We start from the raw sequence: 15,973 nt of genomic DNA, 5'->3' as shown, positions 1-15,973 counted from the left end.
ATGCACCGTTAACCACGTTCGGGCCGATGGTCCGAGAGTTCTCAAGAGGCCGCCATGCAGACGCGCAATCCCCTCCTTGATGAGTTCGCCAAGCTGACCACCGGCGCCATGGGCCTGGCCCAGGCCGCGGGTGAAGAGGCCAAGGCCGCCTGGCGCGCCCAGGCCGACCGCTTCGTCGCTGAAATGGATCTGGTCCGTCGCGACGAGTTCGATGTGCTGAAGGACGAGATCGCCGCCCTGCGCGCCGAGATCGCGGCGCTGAAGGCTGCGGCCCCCGCCCCGAAGAAGGCCGCCAAGGGATCGTCCACAGACGCGGCTTCGACCCCGGATTCAGCCGGTTGAGCCGAATCTGCGAACACGCCTACCGTCCTCGAAAGCGCTCACTTGAGTCGCTGCCGCTGCTGAAGAAGTTGAACGCCTGATGGATGCTGTGAGACCCGAAGAGGTCGACCTGCCCTTTGATCCGCTGGATGTGGTCGAACACGTCCTGACGGCGGAGAACCTGCCGTTCGACCGCACGGACGAGGGCGATCTGGCCTTCGCCCTGGCCGGCGACTGGAAGGACTATGAGCTGTGGTTCGCCTGGCGGCCCGAGGGCGACTGCCTTCAGCTGTGCCTGGCGCTGGACCTGCGGGTGGCCAAGACGCGCCGCGCGGCGGCCTATGAACTGGTCTCCATGATCAACCAGCGCACCTGGCTGGGCCATTTCGAGATCTGGCCGGACGAGGGCGAGATCGTCTTCCGCCACGCCCTGGCCCTGCCGCACACCGAACGGCCGACCCTGGCCCAGGCCGCGTCCATGATCGACGCGGCGGTCGAGGCGGCGGACCGTTATTATCCGGCCTTCGACTTCATGGTGCGCGGCTCCAAGAAGCCGAAGGAGGCGATCGACGCCTGCCTGTTCGAGACCGTGGGCAACGCCTGATGAGCGGTTCGGGACGTCCGGTCGTGCTTCAGGGCGTGGGACGCCTGGGCTCGGCCATTCTGGAAGGCTGGCTGGCGACGGGCGCCGTCGATCCGGCCGATCTGATCATCCTGACGCCGTCCGAAAAGCCGGTCGCCGAGGCGGCGCGGGCGAGGGGCGCACGGATCAATCCGCCGCTGGAAGCGCTGGCCGACGCCCGCGCCTTCGTCATCGGGGTGAAGCCCGCCAAATGGCTGGAGGCCGCGCAGGCCGTCCTGCCGCATCTGGCGGCGGACGCCGTGATCGTCTCGGTCATGGCCGGGGTGCGCGGCGAGACGATCTCTAACGGCTACGACGGCCGCCCCGTCGTGCGCGTCATGCCGACGACCGGCGTGGCCCAGGCGCGCGGCGTGGCGACGTTGTGGGCGGCGGAGGCGGAGGCCCTGGCGGTTGGGCGCGAGTTGTTTGAGCCGATCGCTGAGACGGTCCTGCTCGATGACGAAAAGCTGATGCACGCGGCGACGGCGGTGTCGGGCTGCGGACCGGCCTATTTCTTCGCCTTCACGCGCGCCCTGGCCGAGGCTGGAGAGGCGGAAGGCCTGTCGCCCGAGGCCGCCGCCCGTCTGGCGCGCGCCACCCTGCGTTCGGCTGCGGCGGGCGTGGAGGGCGACGAGGCTCTGAACGCCCTGATCGACCGCGTGGCCTCGCCCGGCGGGGTGACGCAGGCCGGTCTGGTCGCCCTCAATGAAAACGGCGCCCTCGACCGTTCTGTCGAAAGCGCCGTGAAGGCGGCGGTCGCCAAGTCCACTGAACTCAGCGGCTGATCGTCAGGCGCTTCAGCGTTTGACGAAACGACCCTCGGCCAGGTTGCGGGCCAGGCGGTCATAGGCGCGCTGGGCGTCGGTCCAGGTCGTCGAACCGCGCGCATCGGCCAGGGTCGGGGTGTAGTAGTCGAACTTGACCGGCTGGACCTCGCCCGAGGCCATGGTCACGGACCCTTCCACCGCGGCACCGCCGATCGACAGGCTGCGCATGGAATCCAGGCCCGGCTTGTCTGACAGTTGCTGCATCGTCGGGCGGTTGGGCTTCAGGTCGGTGATGACCAGTTCGACGCGAGCGCCGTCCAGGGCGTGACGATCCGTCAGCACCCGCTCGACAGTGCGGGTCAGGTCGCTGACCTGTTGCTGGACGTCGCGTTCGCCCAGTTCTTGGGCGGTTTGGGCGAAGTCGGGGCTGACCGTCACGACGACGGCCGAGGGTTGGGCCGCAGCGGCGCCGGAAATGGCGAGGGCGGCGGCGAGCGGCGCAAGAAAAGCGATACGACGCATAGTACGGGCTCCTGATTCCAGGCCCCCCTGGAACACAGGACAAGATGGCGACGATTTTACGGTTCCGCTAGGGGCGCGAAGCAAAGATCTAGGCGGCGCGACGATCCGCCGGCAGCCGGATGGACGCCTTCAGCCCGCCCAGGTCGCTGCGGCCCAGGATGATGTCGCCGCCGTGGCTGCGCGCCACGTCCCGCGCCACGGCCAGGCCCAGACCCACCCCCTTGCGGTTCTGATTGCGCGAGGCGTCCAGCCGCGAGAAGGGGCGGAAGGCTTCTTCGTGCATGTCGTCGGGAATGCCGGGGCCGTCGTCCTCGACCACGATCTCCAGTCCGCCGGAGGGCAGGGGGCGGGCCGACAGCCGCACCTTTTCGCCGTGCGAGGCGGCGTTGCCGACCAGATTGTTGATCGCCCGACGGAAGGCCAGGGGGCGGGCCAGCATGTTGAGATCGTCTGGGGTCTCGACTTCGGCCACGGCGCCGGAGCGAGCGGCGTCCTCGGCGGCGCGACGCAGCATTTCGGGTACGGAGATCGTCTGCATCGCCTCGCCCGCCTCGCCGCGCGCGAAGGCGAGGTATTCGTCGATCATGTGCTCCATCTCGTCCAGGTCGCCCTTCATCGCCTCGGCGCGCTTGAACGGCGGGGCCAGGGCCAGTTCGAGACGCAGGCGGGTCAGGGGCGTGCGCAGGTCATGGCTGACCGAGGCCAGCAGGGCCGTGCGCTGGTCGATGTGGCGCTGGATGCGCGAACGCATGTCCAGGAAGGCTGTGGCGGCGGCCCGTACCTCGCGCGCGCCGTGCGGTTTGAAGCGGGGCACGCTCTCGCCCCGTCCGAAAGCCTCGGCGGCCGACGCCAGGCGCTCGATTGCGCGCACCTGGTTGCGGATGAACAGCACCGCCACGCCCAGCAAAAGGATGGTGGCGATCATCAGCCACAGGACGAAGATGTGGGCCTGGGTCGCCACGGCCCGTTCACGCGGGGCGATGACGCGCAGCACGCCGTCGGCCTCCTGCACCCGGATGTCGACATAGGCGGGGTAGCGGGTGGTGTCGAACCAGAAGGGCTGGTCCAGCCGCGAGGCCAAGGCTTTCTCGAGCGTCCGGTCGACAAGGCCCAGGGCGCCGCGCCGTTCTTCGTCGGGCAGGGAGGCGGCGGGCTGGAAGGCGATGGACAACTGCATCGATCGTTCAGCGCGCTCGGAGATCAGGGCCAGGTTCTGGGGCGAGGGATCGTCGCGATAGCTTTCGGCCGCCCAGGCCACGTCGCCGGCCAGACCCTCGGACAGGCGCGCCGTCACCGCCTGCCAGTGGGCGTCGAAGAAGGCCCATGTCACCGCCGCCTGCATGATCAGCACCGGCAGGACGATGATCAGCAGCGACCGGCCCCACAGCGAGGTCGGCAGCCGACGCTTGATCCACCGCGTCCAGACGTTGAACGGCATCAGCCGCATGAGGAGCGTTCCGGTCCTGTCGTCAGTCCGGCGCCAGCATATAGCCGACGCCGCGCACCGTCTGGAGGTAGCGCGGATTCTTGGGGTCCGCCTCCAGCTTGCGGCGCAGGCGCGTCACCTGCACGTCCACGGCGCGGCCGGTCACATCGGCCGTGTCGGGCGACAGGGTCATGCGCTCGACCGGCGAATGGGCGTGGATGGCCAGGGTCTTGAGCAGTTGCGCCTCGGCCTCGGTGAGGCGTTGCAGTTCGCCGTCGCGCGTCAACTCCAGCCGCTCCATGTCGAAGACGGCGGGGCCCATGCGGATCTCCTTGGGCGTCATCAGCTTGCCGCCGGTGCGGCGCAGGATGGCCTCGATCCGCAGCGACAGCTCGCGCGGGTCAAAGGGCTTGGACATATAGTCGTCGGCGCCGCGCGACAGGCCCTCGATCCGGTCGTCCGGGTCGCCCTTGGCCGTCAGCAGCAGCACCGGCGTCTTGGACAGGGCCGCCTGGCTGCGAATCCAGGTGGTCAGGTCGAAGCCGCTTTCGCCCGGCATCATCACGTCCAGCACGATCAGGTCGAACTCGATCAGTTCGACCATGCGCCGCGCCGCGCCCGCATGGGCGGCGCCGGTGACGCGATAGCCCTCGCGGCTCAGGAATTCCTTGAGCAGTTCGCGGATGCGGTCGTCGTCGTCGACGACCAGGATGTGCCGTCCGCTGCCGGCGGGCGCGATGGGGCCGGACCGGCCGTTGGCGCGAGGCTCGATCATGCTCACTGCGAATCTCCTCGCGAGGCGCCGTTGACGCGGGCGTGCGACGGGCGTCTAAATAAATATCTTGCGCGGGAGATGTTTTTCAATGGCCTTCGTTCCTTTCGACGATCGTGACGGATGGATCTGGTTTGACGGAGAATTCGTCCCCTGGCGGGAGGCGAAAACGCACGTTCTGACCCATGGCCTTCACTACGGCTCGTCGGTGTTCGAGGGTGAGCGTATGTATGGCGGTGAAATCTTCAAGCTGACCGCGCACAGCGAACGCCTGAAGCGCTCCGCCGAGCTGCTCGACTTCGAGATTCCCTATAGCGTGGCCGAGATCGACGCCGCCTGCAAGGAAACCTGCGCGCGCAACGGCCTGATCGACTGCTATATCCGCCCCGTCGCCTATCTGGGGCCGGAACAGCTCAGCGTTTCGGCCAGGAACAGCAAGGTTCATCTGGCCATCGCCGCCTGGGAGTGGCCCAGCTATTTCGACCCCGAGGTCAAGAAGAAGGGCATCGCCCTGGAGTGGGCCAAGTGGCGCCGTCCCGACCCGGCTACGGCCCCGTCGACGGCCAAGGCGGCCGGCCTCTACATGATCTGCACCATGTCCAAGACGGCGGCCGAGAAGCGCGGCTTCGCCGACGCCCTGATGCTGGACTGGCGCGGCTATGTGGCCGAGGCGACCGGCGCCAACGTTTTCTTCGTCCGGAACGGCGTCCTGCACACGCCGCGTGTCGATCACATCCTGAACGGCATCACCCGTCAGACCGTCATCGAAATGGCCCAGGCGCGCGGGATCGAGGTCATTGTCCGCGACATCCTGCCGGAAGAGCTGGGCGATTTCTCCGAATGCTTCCTGACCGGCTCGGCCGCCGAGGTGACGCCGGTGGGCCAGGTCGGCGACTATCGCTTCACGCCGGGCGCGCTGTCGCTGAGCCTGATGGACGACTATGGCAAGCTGGTGCGCGGCCAACTCTAGGCGGCTTCCATCGACGAGTTTCGTCGTCCCCCTTGCCAGCGGCGTTCTGCTGTCGTTGATGCGCACTGAAGAAGCCGGCTCCATAGCGCCGGTCGCGGAGCCGCCTTTCCATGTTCAGCCTCCTGAACCTCCAGAGCCTGTTCGGCCTGGTCGTCATCGTCGCCGTCTGCTGGGCGATCTCCGAGAACCGTCGCGCCTTTCCGTGGCGGCTGGCGATCGGGGCGGTGCTGGTGCAGGCGGCGCTGGTGCTGGCGACCTTCGCCATTCCCGGCTCGCAGGTGGTGCTGGACGGCATCAACAATGCGGTGAAGGGGCTGGAGCTGGCGACTGCGGAGGGGACACGCTTCGTCTTCGGCTATCTGGCGGGCGGGGATCAGCCCTACGCCGTGGCCAATGAGGGCGCCCTGTTCACCTTCGCCTTCAATGTGCTGCCGCTGATCCTGGTGATCTCGGCCCTGTCGGCCCTGCTGTGGCACTGGAAGATACTGAAGTGGATCACGCTCGGCTTCGGCTTCCTGTTCCAGCGGACCATGGGGCTGGGCGGCGCCTCGGCCCTGGCGGTGGCGGCCAACGTCTTCCTGGGCATGATCGAAAGCCCGATCGTCATTCGCGCCTATCTGGACAAGCTGAGCCGGTCCGAGGTCTTCCTGATGATGGTGGTCGGTCTGGCCACGGTCGCCGGCTCGACCATGGTGGCCTATGCGACCATTCTGTCGCCGGTGCTGACCAATGCGGCGGGCCACGTCCTGGTGGCCTCCATCGTCTCGGCGCCCGCCGGCATCCTGCTGGCCCGCGTCATCATTCCGGAAAAGCCGGGCGAGGGCGGGGCGGTCGCCGACTACAACTCGGCGCTGAAGTACGACAGCGCCGTCGACGCCATCGTCAAGGGCACGTCCGACGGCCTGATGGTGGTGCTGAACATCTCGGCCGTGCTGATCGTCTTTGTGGCTTTGGTGGCCCTGGCCAACGTCATCCTGGGCGGCTTCGTCATCGCCGGAGAGCCGCTGACGATCGAGCGCATCCTGGGCGTGCTGTTCGCCCCCGTGGCCTGGCTGACCGGCGTGGAATGGGCCGACGCCCAGAAGGCGGGCTGGCTGCTGGGGGTCAAGCTGACCCTGACCGAGTTCGTCGCCTTCATCGAGCTGGGCAAGGTGCCCGTCGCCGAGATGAGCGAGCGCACGCGGATGCTGATGACCTACGCCCTGTGCGGCTTCGCCAACATCGGCTCGGTCGGCATCACCGTCACCGGCCTGTCGGTGCTGATGCCCGAACGCCGCGAGGAGGTGCTGGGCATGGTGTGGAAGGCGCTGCTGGCGGGCTTCCTGGCGACCCTGATGACGGCCTGCATCGTCGGGGCCTTGCCCGCCGCCGTCTTCGCCTAGTAGCGTTCCGAGGGCAGCCGAAGGGAACCCTCTGATGAAGCTCTATGAAAGCCGTCGCGCGCCGAATCCGCGCCGCGTCCGCTGGGTCATGGCGGAAAAGGGCGTGACCGACGTCGAGCAGGTCGAGATCGAGCTGCTGGCGGGCGAGCACCGCACCGTGGCCTATCGCGCCAAGTTCGGCGTGCCGCACGTTCCGGCGCTGGAACTGGACGACGGAACCTGTCTGACAGAATCCATCGCCATCTGCCGCTATCTGGAGGCCCTGCATCCAGAGCCGAACCTGTTCGGCTGCGATCCGAAGGAGCAGGCCGTCATCGAGATGTGGATGCGCCGGTGCGAGATGTATCTGGCCAATCCGATGATGCTGAACGTGCGCTTCACCCACCCGGCCCTGGCCGCGCTGGAGGCGCCCCAGCCGCAGGTCGCCGAATACAACCGCCTGGGCGCCGAGCGCTTCATGAAGACGCTGGATCGCCACCTGGCGGAGCATGAGTTCATCGCCGCCGACCGCTTCACCATCGCCGACATCGTGGGGGCCGTGGGGCTGGATTTCGCCCGCCTGGTCAAATACCGGCCGCCCGAGGAGCTGACGCATCTGGCTCGCTGGCTAGAGGCCTGCCGCGCCCGTCCGGCGGCGGCGGCAGGGATGTGAGCCGGCCTTGCGGACTCTGACGGCGCCGGATCGCGGGCTGGCTCTGATGCTGGCGGGGCTGGCGGGCTATGTCGACAGCCTGGGATTCCTGCATCTGGGCGGGGTGTTCGTCTCCTTCATGAGCGGCAACACCACCCGTCTGGCCGTCAGTCTGGCCGAGGGACGGTGGCTGGCGGCGGGCGCGGTGGCGGGCGTCCTGCTGCTGTTCGTGCTGGGCGCCATGCTCGGGGCCTTGGTCGCGGGCGGCGAGGGCGCGCGCTCGCGCAGCCGGGTGCTGGCGGTCGAGGCGGCGCTGCTGGCCGGGGCCGCCGTGGCGGCAGGGGCGGGGATCGCGCCCCTAGCGATCGGCCTGATGGTCGTGGCCATGGCGGTGGAGAACTCGGTCTTCCTGCGCGACGGCGAGGTCGGGGTCAGCCTGACCTATATGACCGGAACCCTGATCAAGACCGGCCACGCCCTGGCCGCGGCCGTGCGCGGCGGCGACCCCTGGGCGTTCCGGCCCTATATGGCGTTGTGGGCGGGGCTGGCCGGGGGCGCGCTGATGGGCGCGGTCGTCTACGGCCGCCTGGGACTGACCGCCCTGTGGCCGGCGGCCGCCGTCGCTATGGCCCTGGCCTTGAGCGTACGGTTCAACCGCGCGGCGTGAACTTCCGGATTACGCCGGAGAAGGTCATCAGCAGCCGTTCGCCGGTGGTGATCTGGCCGCGCACGAAGATCAGGCTCTTGCCTGCCTTGGTCACCTGGCCGGTCGCCTCGATCAGTTCGCCTACATAGGCGCCGTCGATGAAGGTGGAGTCGAGCTGCACCGTGACGCCCGACGCTCCCTCCATCTCCTGATAGGCGATCTGGAACATGGCGATGTCGGCGAAGGTCATCAGGCAGCCGCCGTGCATCCGGCCGCCGGCGTTCATGTGCTTCTGCTCGGCGCGGAAGGCGCAGCGCATATGCCCGTCGGGATCGGGCTTGCCGTAGAAGGGCCCCACCACCACGTCGAAGGTGTCGCGCAGGTCATAGGTCTGCCAACCGGCGAACTCGCCCTCGGTGACGGTGATTATCTCGGCCATGTCGGTTTTGCCTTCTTTCCGATCTCGCGGTGCAGCATATAGCGCCTATGAGCGATCCAATCGAAGCGGCCATTTTCGAAAAACTGGCCAAGGCCGACCCCAAGAACGTCGGCGGCAAGAGCATTGAGCCGGCCGAAGTGGCCAAGGAGCTGCAGCCCGAGCAGTGGCAACGGATGCTGCCCAAGGTGAAGGCGACGGCCCTGGGCCTGATGCGTCAGGGCAAGCTGACCATCACCAAGAAGGGCAAGGCGGTCGATCCCAACAACTTCCGCGGCGTGATTCGCCTGCGCCTGCCGACCGAGGCCGAGACGGCTGCAGCCCTGGCGGCCCTGCCGCCGGTCGAAGCTTCGGATGACGACTTCGACTGACCCGGACAACGGCCTGGACGCGCTCCTGGCCGAGATCCGCGCCTGCCGGGCGTGCCTGGGGCAGCTGCCCCATACGCCGCGTCCGGTGGTCATGGTCGCGCCTGAGACGCGCCTGTTGATCTGCGGCCAGGCGCCGGGGCGGCGGGTGCACGAAAGCGGCCTGCCCTTCACCGACCCGTCCGGCGTTCGCCTGCGCGACTGGATGGGGGTGGATGAAGCGACCTTCTACGGCGATCCGCGCCTCGGCGTGGCGGCGCAGGCCTTCTGTTTTCCGGGTACGGACCCCAAGGGCGGCGACTATCCGCCGCCGCGCCGCTGCGCCGAGCTGTGGCGGCCGAGCCTGCTGGCCGAACTGCCGAAGGTCGAACTGACGTTGCTGGTCGGCGGCTACGCCCAGGCCTGGGCGTTGGGTGCGGCGGCCAGGGCCAATATGACCGAGACGGTCCGCGCCTGGCGCGACTACGCCCCCGCCATACTGCCTCTGCCGCACCCGTCATGGCGTAATACAGCCTGGCTGAAGAAAAACCCGTGGTTCGAGGCCGAGGTTCTGCCCTACCTTCGACAGCGGACAGGGGAGATATTGGCGTGACATATCGGTCTTTCCTTCTCCCCTCGTGGGAGAAGGTGGCTCGCGGAGCGAGACGGATGGGGGGGCGGCCTGCTGCGCCTTCATCATCGGCCGTTCGGCTCGCTGACACAGCCCCCTCATCCGAGCGCCTTCGGCGCCCACCTTCTCCCACAAGGGGAGAAGGGAGAGGAGTCATCGCCGTCACGTTCCTCTGTCTATTCCTTGCCGCCTGCGCCACGCCGCACGTCCAGCCGCCGCTGACGCCGCCCAACGGGTTTAACGGGCCGCACATCGAGGCGGGAACCCTGGGGCGCGGCGCCTTTGTGGTGCAGGACGGGGCGCGGCTGCCCTATCTGCGCTGGAGTCCGGAAGGCCAGGCGCCCTGGGCCGTCATCGTCGCCCTGCACGGCTTCAACGACCACTACGCCTCTTTCCGCTTCGCCGGGCCGTGGTGGGCGCAGCGGGGCATCGAGACCTGGGCCTATGATCAGCGCGGCTTCGGCCTGGCCCCGAACCGGGGCCAGTTCGCGGCCGAAAGCCTGACCAGTCAGGATCTGCGCACGATCGTCGCCCTGGTCCGGGCCGAGCGGCCGAACGCCCTGATCGTGGTGGCGGGCGAGAGCATGGGCGGCTCCTCAGCCATCGCCGCCTTCGGCTCCGACGCGCCGCCCGACGCCGATCGGGTGGTGCTGTTGGCGCCCGGCGTCTGGGGCTGGTCCAGCCAGAGCGCTTTCAACCGCGCAGGGCTATGGACCGCCGCCCGCCTGATGGGCGCCAAGCGGGTCGAGCCGCCGTCCTTCGCCGTGCGCGACATCCGCGCTTCGGACAATACGCTGGAGCTGATCCGCAACGGCCGCGACCCCCTGTCGATCCTGTCGACGCGCTTCGATTCCCTCTACGGCCTGGTCGATCTGATGGAGAAGGCGACCCAGCGGCTAGGACAGGTCGAGAAACCGACCCTCCTGCTTTACGGCGCGCACGATCAGATCATCACCAAACGCCCCATGCGCCGCGCCCTGGAACAGGCGGGCGAACGGGCGAACCTGACGACGGGCTATTACGCCGACGGCTGGCACATCCTGAATCGCGATCTTCAGGCCGAGATCGTCTTCGCCGACATCGAAGCCTGGCTGCGCGACCCGACTCGGCCCCTGCCGTCCGGCGCGCCGCCCGTGCTGTCGGCGCTGGCGGCCGATCCGAAGGCGCGCTGAGGTCTGAGCCGCCCGAATATTGAGCATATGATAACCGCGGTCGTCGTAACCGAGCGGGATGACCGTTTCTCGTCCCCATCTGCCCGCCCTAGACAGCCTGCGCGGACTGGCCGCCCTGGCCGTTTGCCTGATGCACGCGACGCCGCTGTTTGGGCTCAGCGCCTTGGCGCCCCACGCCTATGTGGCGGTGGACTTCTTCTTCGTGCTGAGCGGCTTCGTTCTCTACTACCGCTACGCCCATGTGCTGCTGCCTGGCGCTGGGCGATCGATGGGCGCAGGAGCCTTCATGCTGCGGCGAATCGCTCGGCTCTATCCCCTCTATGTGCTGGCGACGCTGATGGGGTTCGCTTTGACGACCCTGTGGCTGGCGGCGAACGGCAATCTGGGCGCGGAGATGGGGGCGTCGGCTTATGCCCTGATCAGCGGGCTGCTGATGATCCCGGCTGTTCTCGACACCTCTGGGCTGCATGACGCCCAGGTGTTATTTCCCTATGTCGACCTGGGCTGGTCGATTTTCTGGGAAATCGTCATGTCCGTGGTCTTCGTCTTCTGGGCGAAGTCGGGGTTGCGGTTCCTGCCCGTGGTCGGTGCTTTCGCCTTCCTGGCGCTGGGGGCGGCGACCTGGTCGATGGGATCGGTGGACGGCGGATGGCAGTTGGCCAACTTCCATGTCGGCGGCTTGCGCGCGCTGACCGGCTTCTGCCTGGGTATGATGGTGGCGCGAGGCTTTCTCGCGCGCCGTGTCGAAGGTTCGCCGGCGAGGGCGCGGCCCTTGCTGGCTCTTGCGGCGCTGGCCCTGGTCGCGGTCGCGGGGGCCTATGTGGCGCTGGACCGGCAGTTTACCGTCCTGGGGGTTGAGCTCCTGTTGCTCGCGGCGGTCTTCCCGGCCGTCGTTTGGCTGACAGCCGTGTCGGCTCCGCAGATCTTGAGCCGAGGGCCGGGCGTGGTGTTGGGCGGCGCGTCCTACTCCATCTATCTGCTGCATGGCTCCCTGCTCGAGGCGACCAGCGTGGTGGTGAAGCGTATCCCGTTCCTGACGCCGTCCCCTCTGGTCGGCTTGGCGTGGCTGGTCGGCGTGCTGGCCGTCAGTTGGCTGTGCTGGAAGGTGTTCGAGACGCCGGCGCGGGGGTGGGTGATGGCGCGTTTCGCGAGTCCGAAACGACCCGCTTTGGCCGAAGGCTGATCGCAAAAATCACGGAAATCAGGCGGGAATTCCGCAGGCGGCGCGGAACCTGAGGGCGGCCGCATGGTGATGCTTGCCGTTTGGTCAGGCTGCGCGTATGTCCTTCCGCACAAAAAATACCCCAGGAAAGGCCTGTCATGGGCATGACGCTGTTTGATTCTCCTTCTTTCTCGAACCATGAAGGCGTCCACGCCTTCTATGATGAGAAAACCGGCCTGAAAGCGATTGTTGCGGTGCACTCGACCGCGCGCGGTCCGGCCGTCGGCGGCACCCGCATGTGGAACTACGCCACCGCCGCCGAGGCGCTGGAAGACGTGCTGCGCCTGTCCAAGGGCATGAGCTACAAGAACGCCGTCGCGGATCTGGAGATGGGCGGCGGCAAGTCGGTCATCATCGGCGACAGCCGCACCCAGAAGTCGCCGGAGCTGTTCCACGCCTTCGGTCGCTATCTGAACGGCCTGGGCGGCCACTATTACGCCGCTGAAGACGTCGGCACCTCGGTCGAGGACATCGCCGAAGCGCGCAAGGTGACCGAATTCGTTCTGGGCCTGAAGGACGGTCCGGAAGCCTCGGGCGATCCCAGCCCCGTCACCGCAGAGGGCGTGTTCCGCTCGAACCTGGTCGTCGCGCGTCGCCTGTTCAACCAGAACGACATGACCGGCCTGACCGTCGCCATTCAGGGCGTGGGCCACGTCGGCGCCTATCTGGCCGAGAAGCTGCACAAGGCCGGCGCCAAGCTGATCATCACCGACGTCAACCAGGCCAATCTGGAAGCCGTCGCCGCCAAGACCGGCGCCGAGATTGTCGCCCCGGACGCCATCTATGACGTCGCCGCCGACATCTACGCCCCGTGCGCCCTGGGGGCGACGCTGAACCCGCAGACTCTGGATCGCCTGAAGGTCAAGGCCGTGTGCGGCGCCGCCAACAACCAGCTGGCCACGGCCGACATCGGCGACGAACTGTTCAAGCGCGGCGTGCTGTATGCGCCGGACTACGTCATCAACGGCGGCGGCATCATCAACGTCGCCTCGGAAATGAACGCCCGTCAGACCGGCGGCGCCTATGACGCCTCGTGGGTCGAAGGCAAGCTGTCGCGCCTGATGGAGACCTTCGAGGAAATCCTCGAGCGTTCGGTCTCCGAGAACAAGCCGACCCACCTGATCGCCGACGCCATCGCCGAGGCTCGCATCCAGGCCGCCGCCGACAAGAAGGCCGCGGCCCTAAAGATCTAAAGTTTAAGGTCTGATCGACCTTTGACCAGCTAGCTTGCCTCTCTCGAGAGGCAGGCGGGCGCCGGGGGGCGCCTGAGGGGTGCGGGCCATAAGTCCGCGCCCCTTTATCATTTTGGGCCTGCGCCAGCGGCCCCGCCTCCCATCTCTTTAACGCCTCTTAACGCCGCATTTACCATCCAGGCGGCAGTTTCTGCCTAGCGGGTTCGGTTCGTCCCGCGTGTGCAGGGGCGATGGCGCGTGGGCGGCTTCACGGAAGCTTTGAAAAGGTTCGGCATCGGACGCCTGGCCGCCATCCTGGGCGTGGCTGCGGGCGTGGCCGCCGTGCTGGTCGCCGTCATGCTGCGCGTGGGCCAGGCGCCGGACGCCTTGCTCTATTCCAATCTCGACCTGCGCGAAGCCTCCGAGATCAGCGCCGCCCTGGATCAGGCGGGCATCAAATATTCGTCCAAGGGCGACGGTTCGACCATCTTCGTCAGCCGCGACGAGGTCGGGACGGCGCGCCTGATGCTGGCGGGCAAGGGGCTCGTGACCTCGGGCAGCGTCGGCTACGAGATCTTCGACAACCAGTCGGTGCTGGGCCAGACCGAGTTCCAGCAGAACCTGAACGAACAGCGCGCCCTGCAGGGCGAGCTGGCGCGCACCATCATGTCGATGCGCGGCATCTCTTCCGCCCGCGTCCACATCACCATGCCCCGGCGCGAGATGTTCCAGGCCGCCGCCATCGACCCGACCGCCGCCGTGGTCGTGGGCCTGTCGGGCCGCGACCTGTCGGCCGATCAGGTCCGCGCCATCCGCAACGTCGTCGCCTCGTCCGTGCCGAACCTGAAGCCGGACAAGGTCACGGTGACGGACCAGGCCAACCGCACCCTGGCGGCGGGGTCTGAGGACACCGGCTTCACCTCGGCCACCGCCGAGGCGTCCAAGGCCTCGACCGAGGCCCAGATGCAGGCTCGCATCAAGGACATCGTCGAGGGCGTCGTCGGCGCCGGCGCCGCCCGCGTCCAGGTCACGGCCGACATCGACCACAGCCGCTCGACGACGCAGGAGCAGAAGTTCGACCCGGACGGCCAGGTCGTCCGCTCGACCTCGACCAACGGCTCGCAGTCGCAGGACACGACCGGTCAGCAGGACGGCGGCGTCACCGCCACCAACAACATTCCCGGCGGGCAGGCCCCGAACACCACGCCTATCGGCTCGACCAACTCGGAAAACACCGAGACGACCAACTACGAAATCTCCAACACCACCACCACGACGGTGAAGGAGCCGGGCGAGGTCAAGAAGCTGTCGGTTTCGGTCGCGGTCGACGGCAAATACACCCCCGCCGCCGACGGCAAGGGCGAGCCGACCTACGCCGCCCGCACGGCCGAGGAAGTGCAACAGATCAAGGCCTTGGTCGCCGCCGCCGTCGGCATCGACGAGACGCGCGGCGACAAGCTGGAGGTCGTCAACGTCCGCTTCAGTCGCGAGCCGTCGGCCGCGCCAGGCGCCGAGGAAGGCTCCTCGATGTTCGCCTTCGACAAGAACGACATCATGCGCGGGGTCGAGCTGCTGATCCTGGCCGTCACGGGCTTCGTGCTGGTCTTCTTCGTCCTGCGTCCGCTGCTGAAAGCGGCGACGGGTTCTGGCGGCGCACCCGCCTTGGCCGGCGCCGGCGGCATTCCCGTGACCGCCCTGGACACCCAGATCGTCGGCGGAACCCTGCCGGGCGGCGCGCCCATGCTGGCGGGCCCCAGCGACATGGAGCAGCGCATCGACATCGCCCGCATCGAGGGGCAGGTGAAGGCCTCCTCCATCAAGAAGGTCGCCGATTTCGTCGACAGCCATCCAGAGGAATCCACGGCGATCCTGCGCTCGTGGATGCATGAAAGCTGATGGCGGCGCGGCTGGTGTCAAAGGGTGCTGCGGTTGACGACGCAAAGAAGCTGACGGGGCCTGAAAAGGCGGCCGTCGTTCTGCTGTCTCTGGGCGAAGAGCACACCGCCCTGTGGCAGCAGCTCGACGATGAAGAGATCAAGGAGGTCTCTCAGGCCATGGCGGGGCTGGGCACCGTCACCGCCGCCGTGGTCGAAGAGGTTCTGGTCGAGTTCGTCTCCGGCATCGGCGGGTCCGGCTCGCTGATGGGCTCCTATGAGCAGACGCAGCGCCTGCTGGCCTCCTTCATGCCCGGCGATCGGGTCGAGGCCCTGATGGAGGAGATCCGCGGTCCGGCCGGCCGCACCATGTGGGACAAGCTCGGCAATGTGAACGAGGCCGTGCTCGCCAACTATCTGAAGAACGAATATCCGCAGACGGTCGCTGTCGTCCTGTCGAAGATCAAGCCGGACCACGCCTCGCGCGTGCTGACGGCCCTGCCCGAGGATTTCGCCCTGGAATGCGTCCAGCGGATGCTGCGCATGGAGCCGGTGCAGCGCGACATCCTCGACAAGATCGAGCAGACCCTGCGCAGCGAGTTCATGTCCAACCTGGCGCGCACCTCCAAGCGCGACAGCCATGAACTGATGGCCGACATCTTCAACAGCTTCGACCGCCAGACCGAGGCCCGCTTCATCGGCGCGCTGGAGGAACGCAACCGCGACGCGGCCGAGCGTATCCGCGCCCTGATGTTCGTGTTCGAGGATCTGTCGCGCCTCGATCCGGGCGGGGTGCAGACCCTGCTGCGGGCGGTCGAGAAGGACCAACTGGGGCTGGCGCTGAAGGGCGCTTCGGATTCCTTACGCGAAATGTTCTTCTCCAACATGTCCGAGCGCGCCTCGAAGATCATGCGCGAGGACATGGATTCCATGGGGCCTGTCCGCCTTAAGGACGTCGACAACGCCCAGATGGCCATGGTCCAGGTGGCCAAGGATCTGGCGGCGCGCGGCGACATCATGCTGGCCGGCCAGGGCGGCGACGACGAGTTGATCTACTGAC

Annotated in this window: 18 protein-coding genes; 14 read left to right on the top strand and 4 right to left on the bottom strand. The window is 67.6% G+C overall.

Annotated elements, in window-relative coordinates; translation table 11 throughout:
- Positions 1-54 precede the first annotated feature (54 nt).
- The 3 genes from B3D50_RS03390 (at position 55) to B3D50_RS03380 (ending at position 1,728) form a co-directional block, all read left to right on the top strand.
- Positions 55-342, top strand: coding sequence for an accessory factor UbiK family protein (locus B3D50_RS03390; protein ID WP_046651628.1), 288 nt, complete (start codon positions 55-57; stop codon positions 340-342).
- 79 nt (positions 343-421) lie between these two features.
- Positions 422-925 carry a YbjN domain-containing protein gene (locus B3D50_RS03385; protein ID WP_004370784.1) on the top strand — a complete coding sequence of 168 codons (504 nt, stop codon included), beginning with the start codon at positions 422-424 and terminating at the stop codon, positions 923-925.
- Positions 925-1,728, top strand: a complete 804-nt coding sequence (locus tag B3D50_RS03380; protein WP_286949415.1) for a pyrroline-5-carboxylate reductase family protein — start codon at positions 925-927, stop codon at positions 1,726-1,728. The genes B3D50_RS03385 and B3D50_RS03380 overlap by 1 nt, the downstream gene beginning before the upstream one ends.
- 12 nt (positions 1,729-1,740) lie before the next feature.
- On the opposite strand, the gene B3D50_RS03375 is transcribed toward B3D50_RS03380, so the two are convergent.
- The 3 genes from B3D50_RS03375 to B3D50_RS03365 all read right to left on the bottom strand — a co-directional run bounded on the left by B3D50_RS03375 (position 1,741) and on the right by B3D50_RS03365 (position 4,433).
- A complete protein-coding gene (locus B3D50_RS03375; RefSeq protein WP_286949414.1) occupies positions 1,741-2,232 on the bottom strand; it encodes a hypothetical protein in 492 nt (163 codons plus the stop codon).
- Positions 2,233-2,320: 88 nt separating this feature from the next.
- Entirely contained in the window at positions 2,321-3,679 is a 1,359-nt protein-coding gene (locus B3D50_RS03370; RefSeq protein WP_286949413.1) for an ATP-binding protein, read from the bottom strand.
- A 22-nt stretch (positions 3,680-3,701) separates the two neighbouring features.
- A complete protein-coding gene (locus B3D50_RS03365) occupies positions 3,702-4,433 on the bottom strand; it encodes a response regulator (RefSeq protein WP_003163547.1) in 732 nt (243 codons plus the stop codon).
- An 88-nt stretch (positions 4,434-4,521) separates the two neighbouring features.
- On the opposite strand from B3D50_RS03365, the gene B3D50_RS03360 reads away from it, so the two are divergent.
- The 4 genes from B3D50_RS03360 (at position 4,522) to B3D50_RS03345 (ending at position 8,080) form a co-directional block, all read left to right on the top strand.
- Positions 4,522-5,400 (top strand): branched-chain amino acid aminotransferase, encoded by an 879-nt coding sequence (locus tag B3D50_RS03360; RefSeq protein ID WP_286949412.1) that lies wholly within the window; start codon positions 4,522-4,524, stop codon positions 5,398-5,400.
- Positions 5,401-5,510: 110 nt separating this feature from the next.
- Entirely contained in the window at positions 5,511-6,782 is a 1,272-nt protein-coding gene (locus B3D50_RS03355; protein WP_003163544.1) for a NupC/NupG family nucleoside CNT transporter, read from the top strand.
- Between the two features lie 34 nt (positions 6,783-6,816).
- Entirely contained in the window at positions 6,817-7,434 is a 618-nt protein-coding gene (locus tag B3D50_RS03350; RefSeq protein WP_286949411.1) for a glutathione S-transferase family protein, read from the top strand.
- Between the two features lie 7 nt (positions 7,435-7,441).
- Positions 7,442-8,080: a YoaK family protein gene (locus B3D50_RS03345; protein WP_286949410.1), complete on the top strand. Its 639-nt coding sequence runs from the start codon at positions 7,442-7,444 to the stop codon at positions 8,078-8,080.
- Here B3D50_RS03345 and B3D50_RS03340 read toward each other — a convergent pair.
- Positions 8,064-8,498 carry a PaaI family thioesterase gene (locus B3D50_RS03340; protein ID WP_003163540.1) on the bottom strand — a complete coding sequence of 145 codons (435 nt, stop codon included), beginning with the start codon at positions 8,496-8,498 and terminating at the stop codon, positions 8,064-8,066. The genes B3D50_RS03345 and B3D50_RS03340 overlap by 17 nt on opposite strands.
- A 47-nt stretch (positions 8,499-8,545) precedes the next feature.
- Between B3D50_RS03340 and B3D50_RS03335 the strand changes: the two genes are divergently transcribed.
- The 7 genes from B3D50_RS03335 to fliG all read left to right on the top strand — a co-directional run bounded on the left by B3D50_RS03335 (position 8,546) and on the right by fliG (position 15,972).
- The gene (locus B3D50_RS03335) at positions 8,546-8,866 is read left to right on the top strand and encodes a DUF3253 domain-containing protein (RefSeq protein WP_286949409.1); all 321 of its coding nucleotides are present in this window, start codon (positions 8,546-8,548) and stop codon (positions 8,864-8,866) included.
- On the top strand, positions 8,850-9,455 hold the full coding sequence (locus B3D50_RS03330; protein WP_286949408.1) for a uracil-DNA glycosylase family protein: 606 nt from the start codon (positions 8,850-8,852) through the stop codon (positions 9,453-9,455). The genes B3D50_RS03335 and B3D50_RS03330 overlap by 17 nt, the downstream gene beginning before the upstream one ends.
- 305 nt (positions 9,456-9,760) lie before the next feature.
- Positions 9,761-10,645 (top strand): alpha/beta fold hydrolase, encoded by an 885-nt coding sequence (locus B3D50_RS03325; RefSeq protein WP_286949407.1) that lies wholly within the window; start codon positions 9,761-9,763, stop codon positions 10,643-10,645.
- A gap of 58 nt (positions 10,646-10,703) precedes the next feature.
- Positions 10,704-11,828, top strand: a complete 1,125-nt coding sequence (locus tag B3D50_RS03320) for an acyltransferase family protein (RefSeq protein ID WP_286949405.1) — start codon at positions 10,704-10,706, stop codon at positions 11,826-11,828.
- 143 nt (positions 11,829-11,971) lie between these two features.
- Positions 11,972-13,060: a Glu/Leu/Phe/Val family dehydrogenase gene (locus B3D50_RS03315; protein ID WP_128719670.1), complete on the top strand. Its 1,089-nt coding sequence runs from the start codon at positions 11,972-11,974 to the stop codon at positions 13,058-13,060.
- Positions 13,061-13,297: 237 nt separating this feature from the next.
- Positions 13,298-14,935: a flagellar basal-body MS-ring/collar protein FliF gene (gene fliF / locus B3D50_RS03310; RefSeq protein WP_003163535.1), complete on the top strand. Its 1,638-nt coding sequence runs from the start codon at positions 13,298-13,300 to the stop codon at positions 14,933-14,935.
- Positions 14,935-15,972: a flagellar motor switch protein FliG gene (gene fliG, locus B3D50_RS03305; RefSeq protein WP_269300128.1), complete on the top strand. Its 1,038-nt coding sequence runs from the start codon at positions 14,935-14,937 to the stop codon at positions 15,970-15,972. Before fliF ends, fliG begins: the two co-directional genes overlap by 1 nt.
- Position 15,973 lies beyond the last annotated feature (1 nt).

The organism is Brevundimonas sp. UBA7507, assembly GCF_002478355.1.
In the GTDB taxonomy this organism is placed as follows: Bacteria; Pseudomonadota; Alphaproteobacteria; order Caulobacterales; family Caulobacteraceae; genus Brevundimonas; species Brevundimonas diminuta_D.
This window is presented reverse-complemented; position numbering and strand designations above follow the sequence as displayed.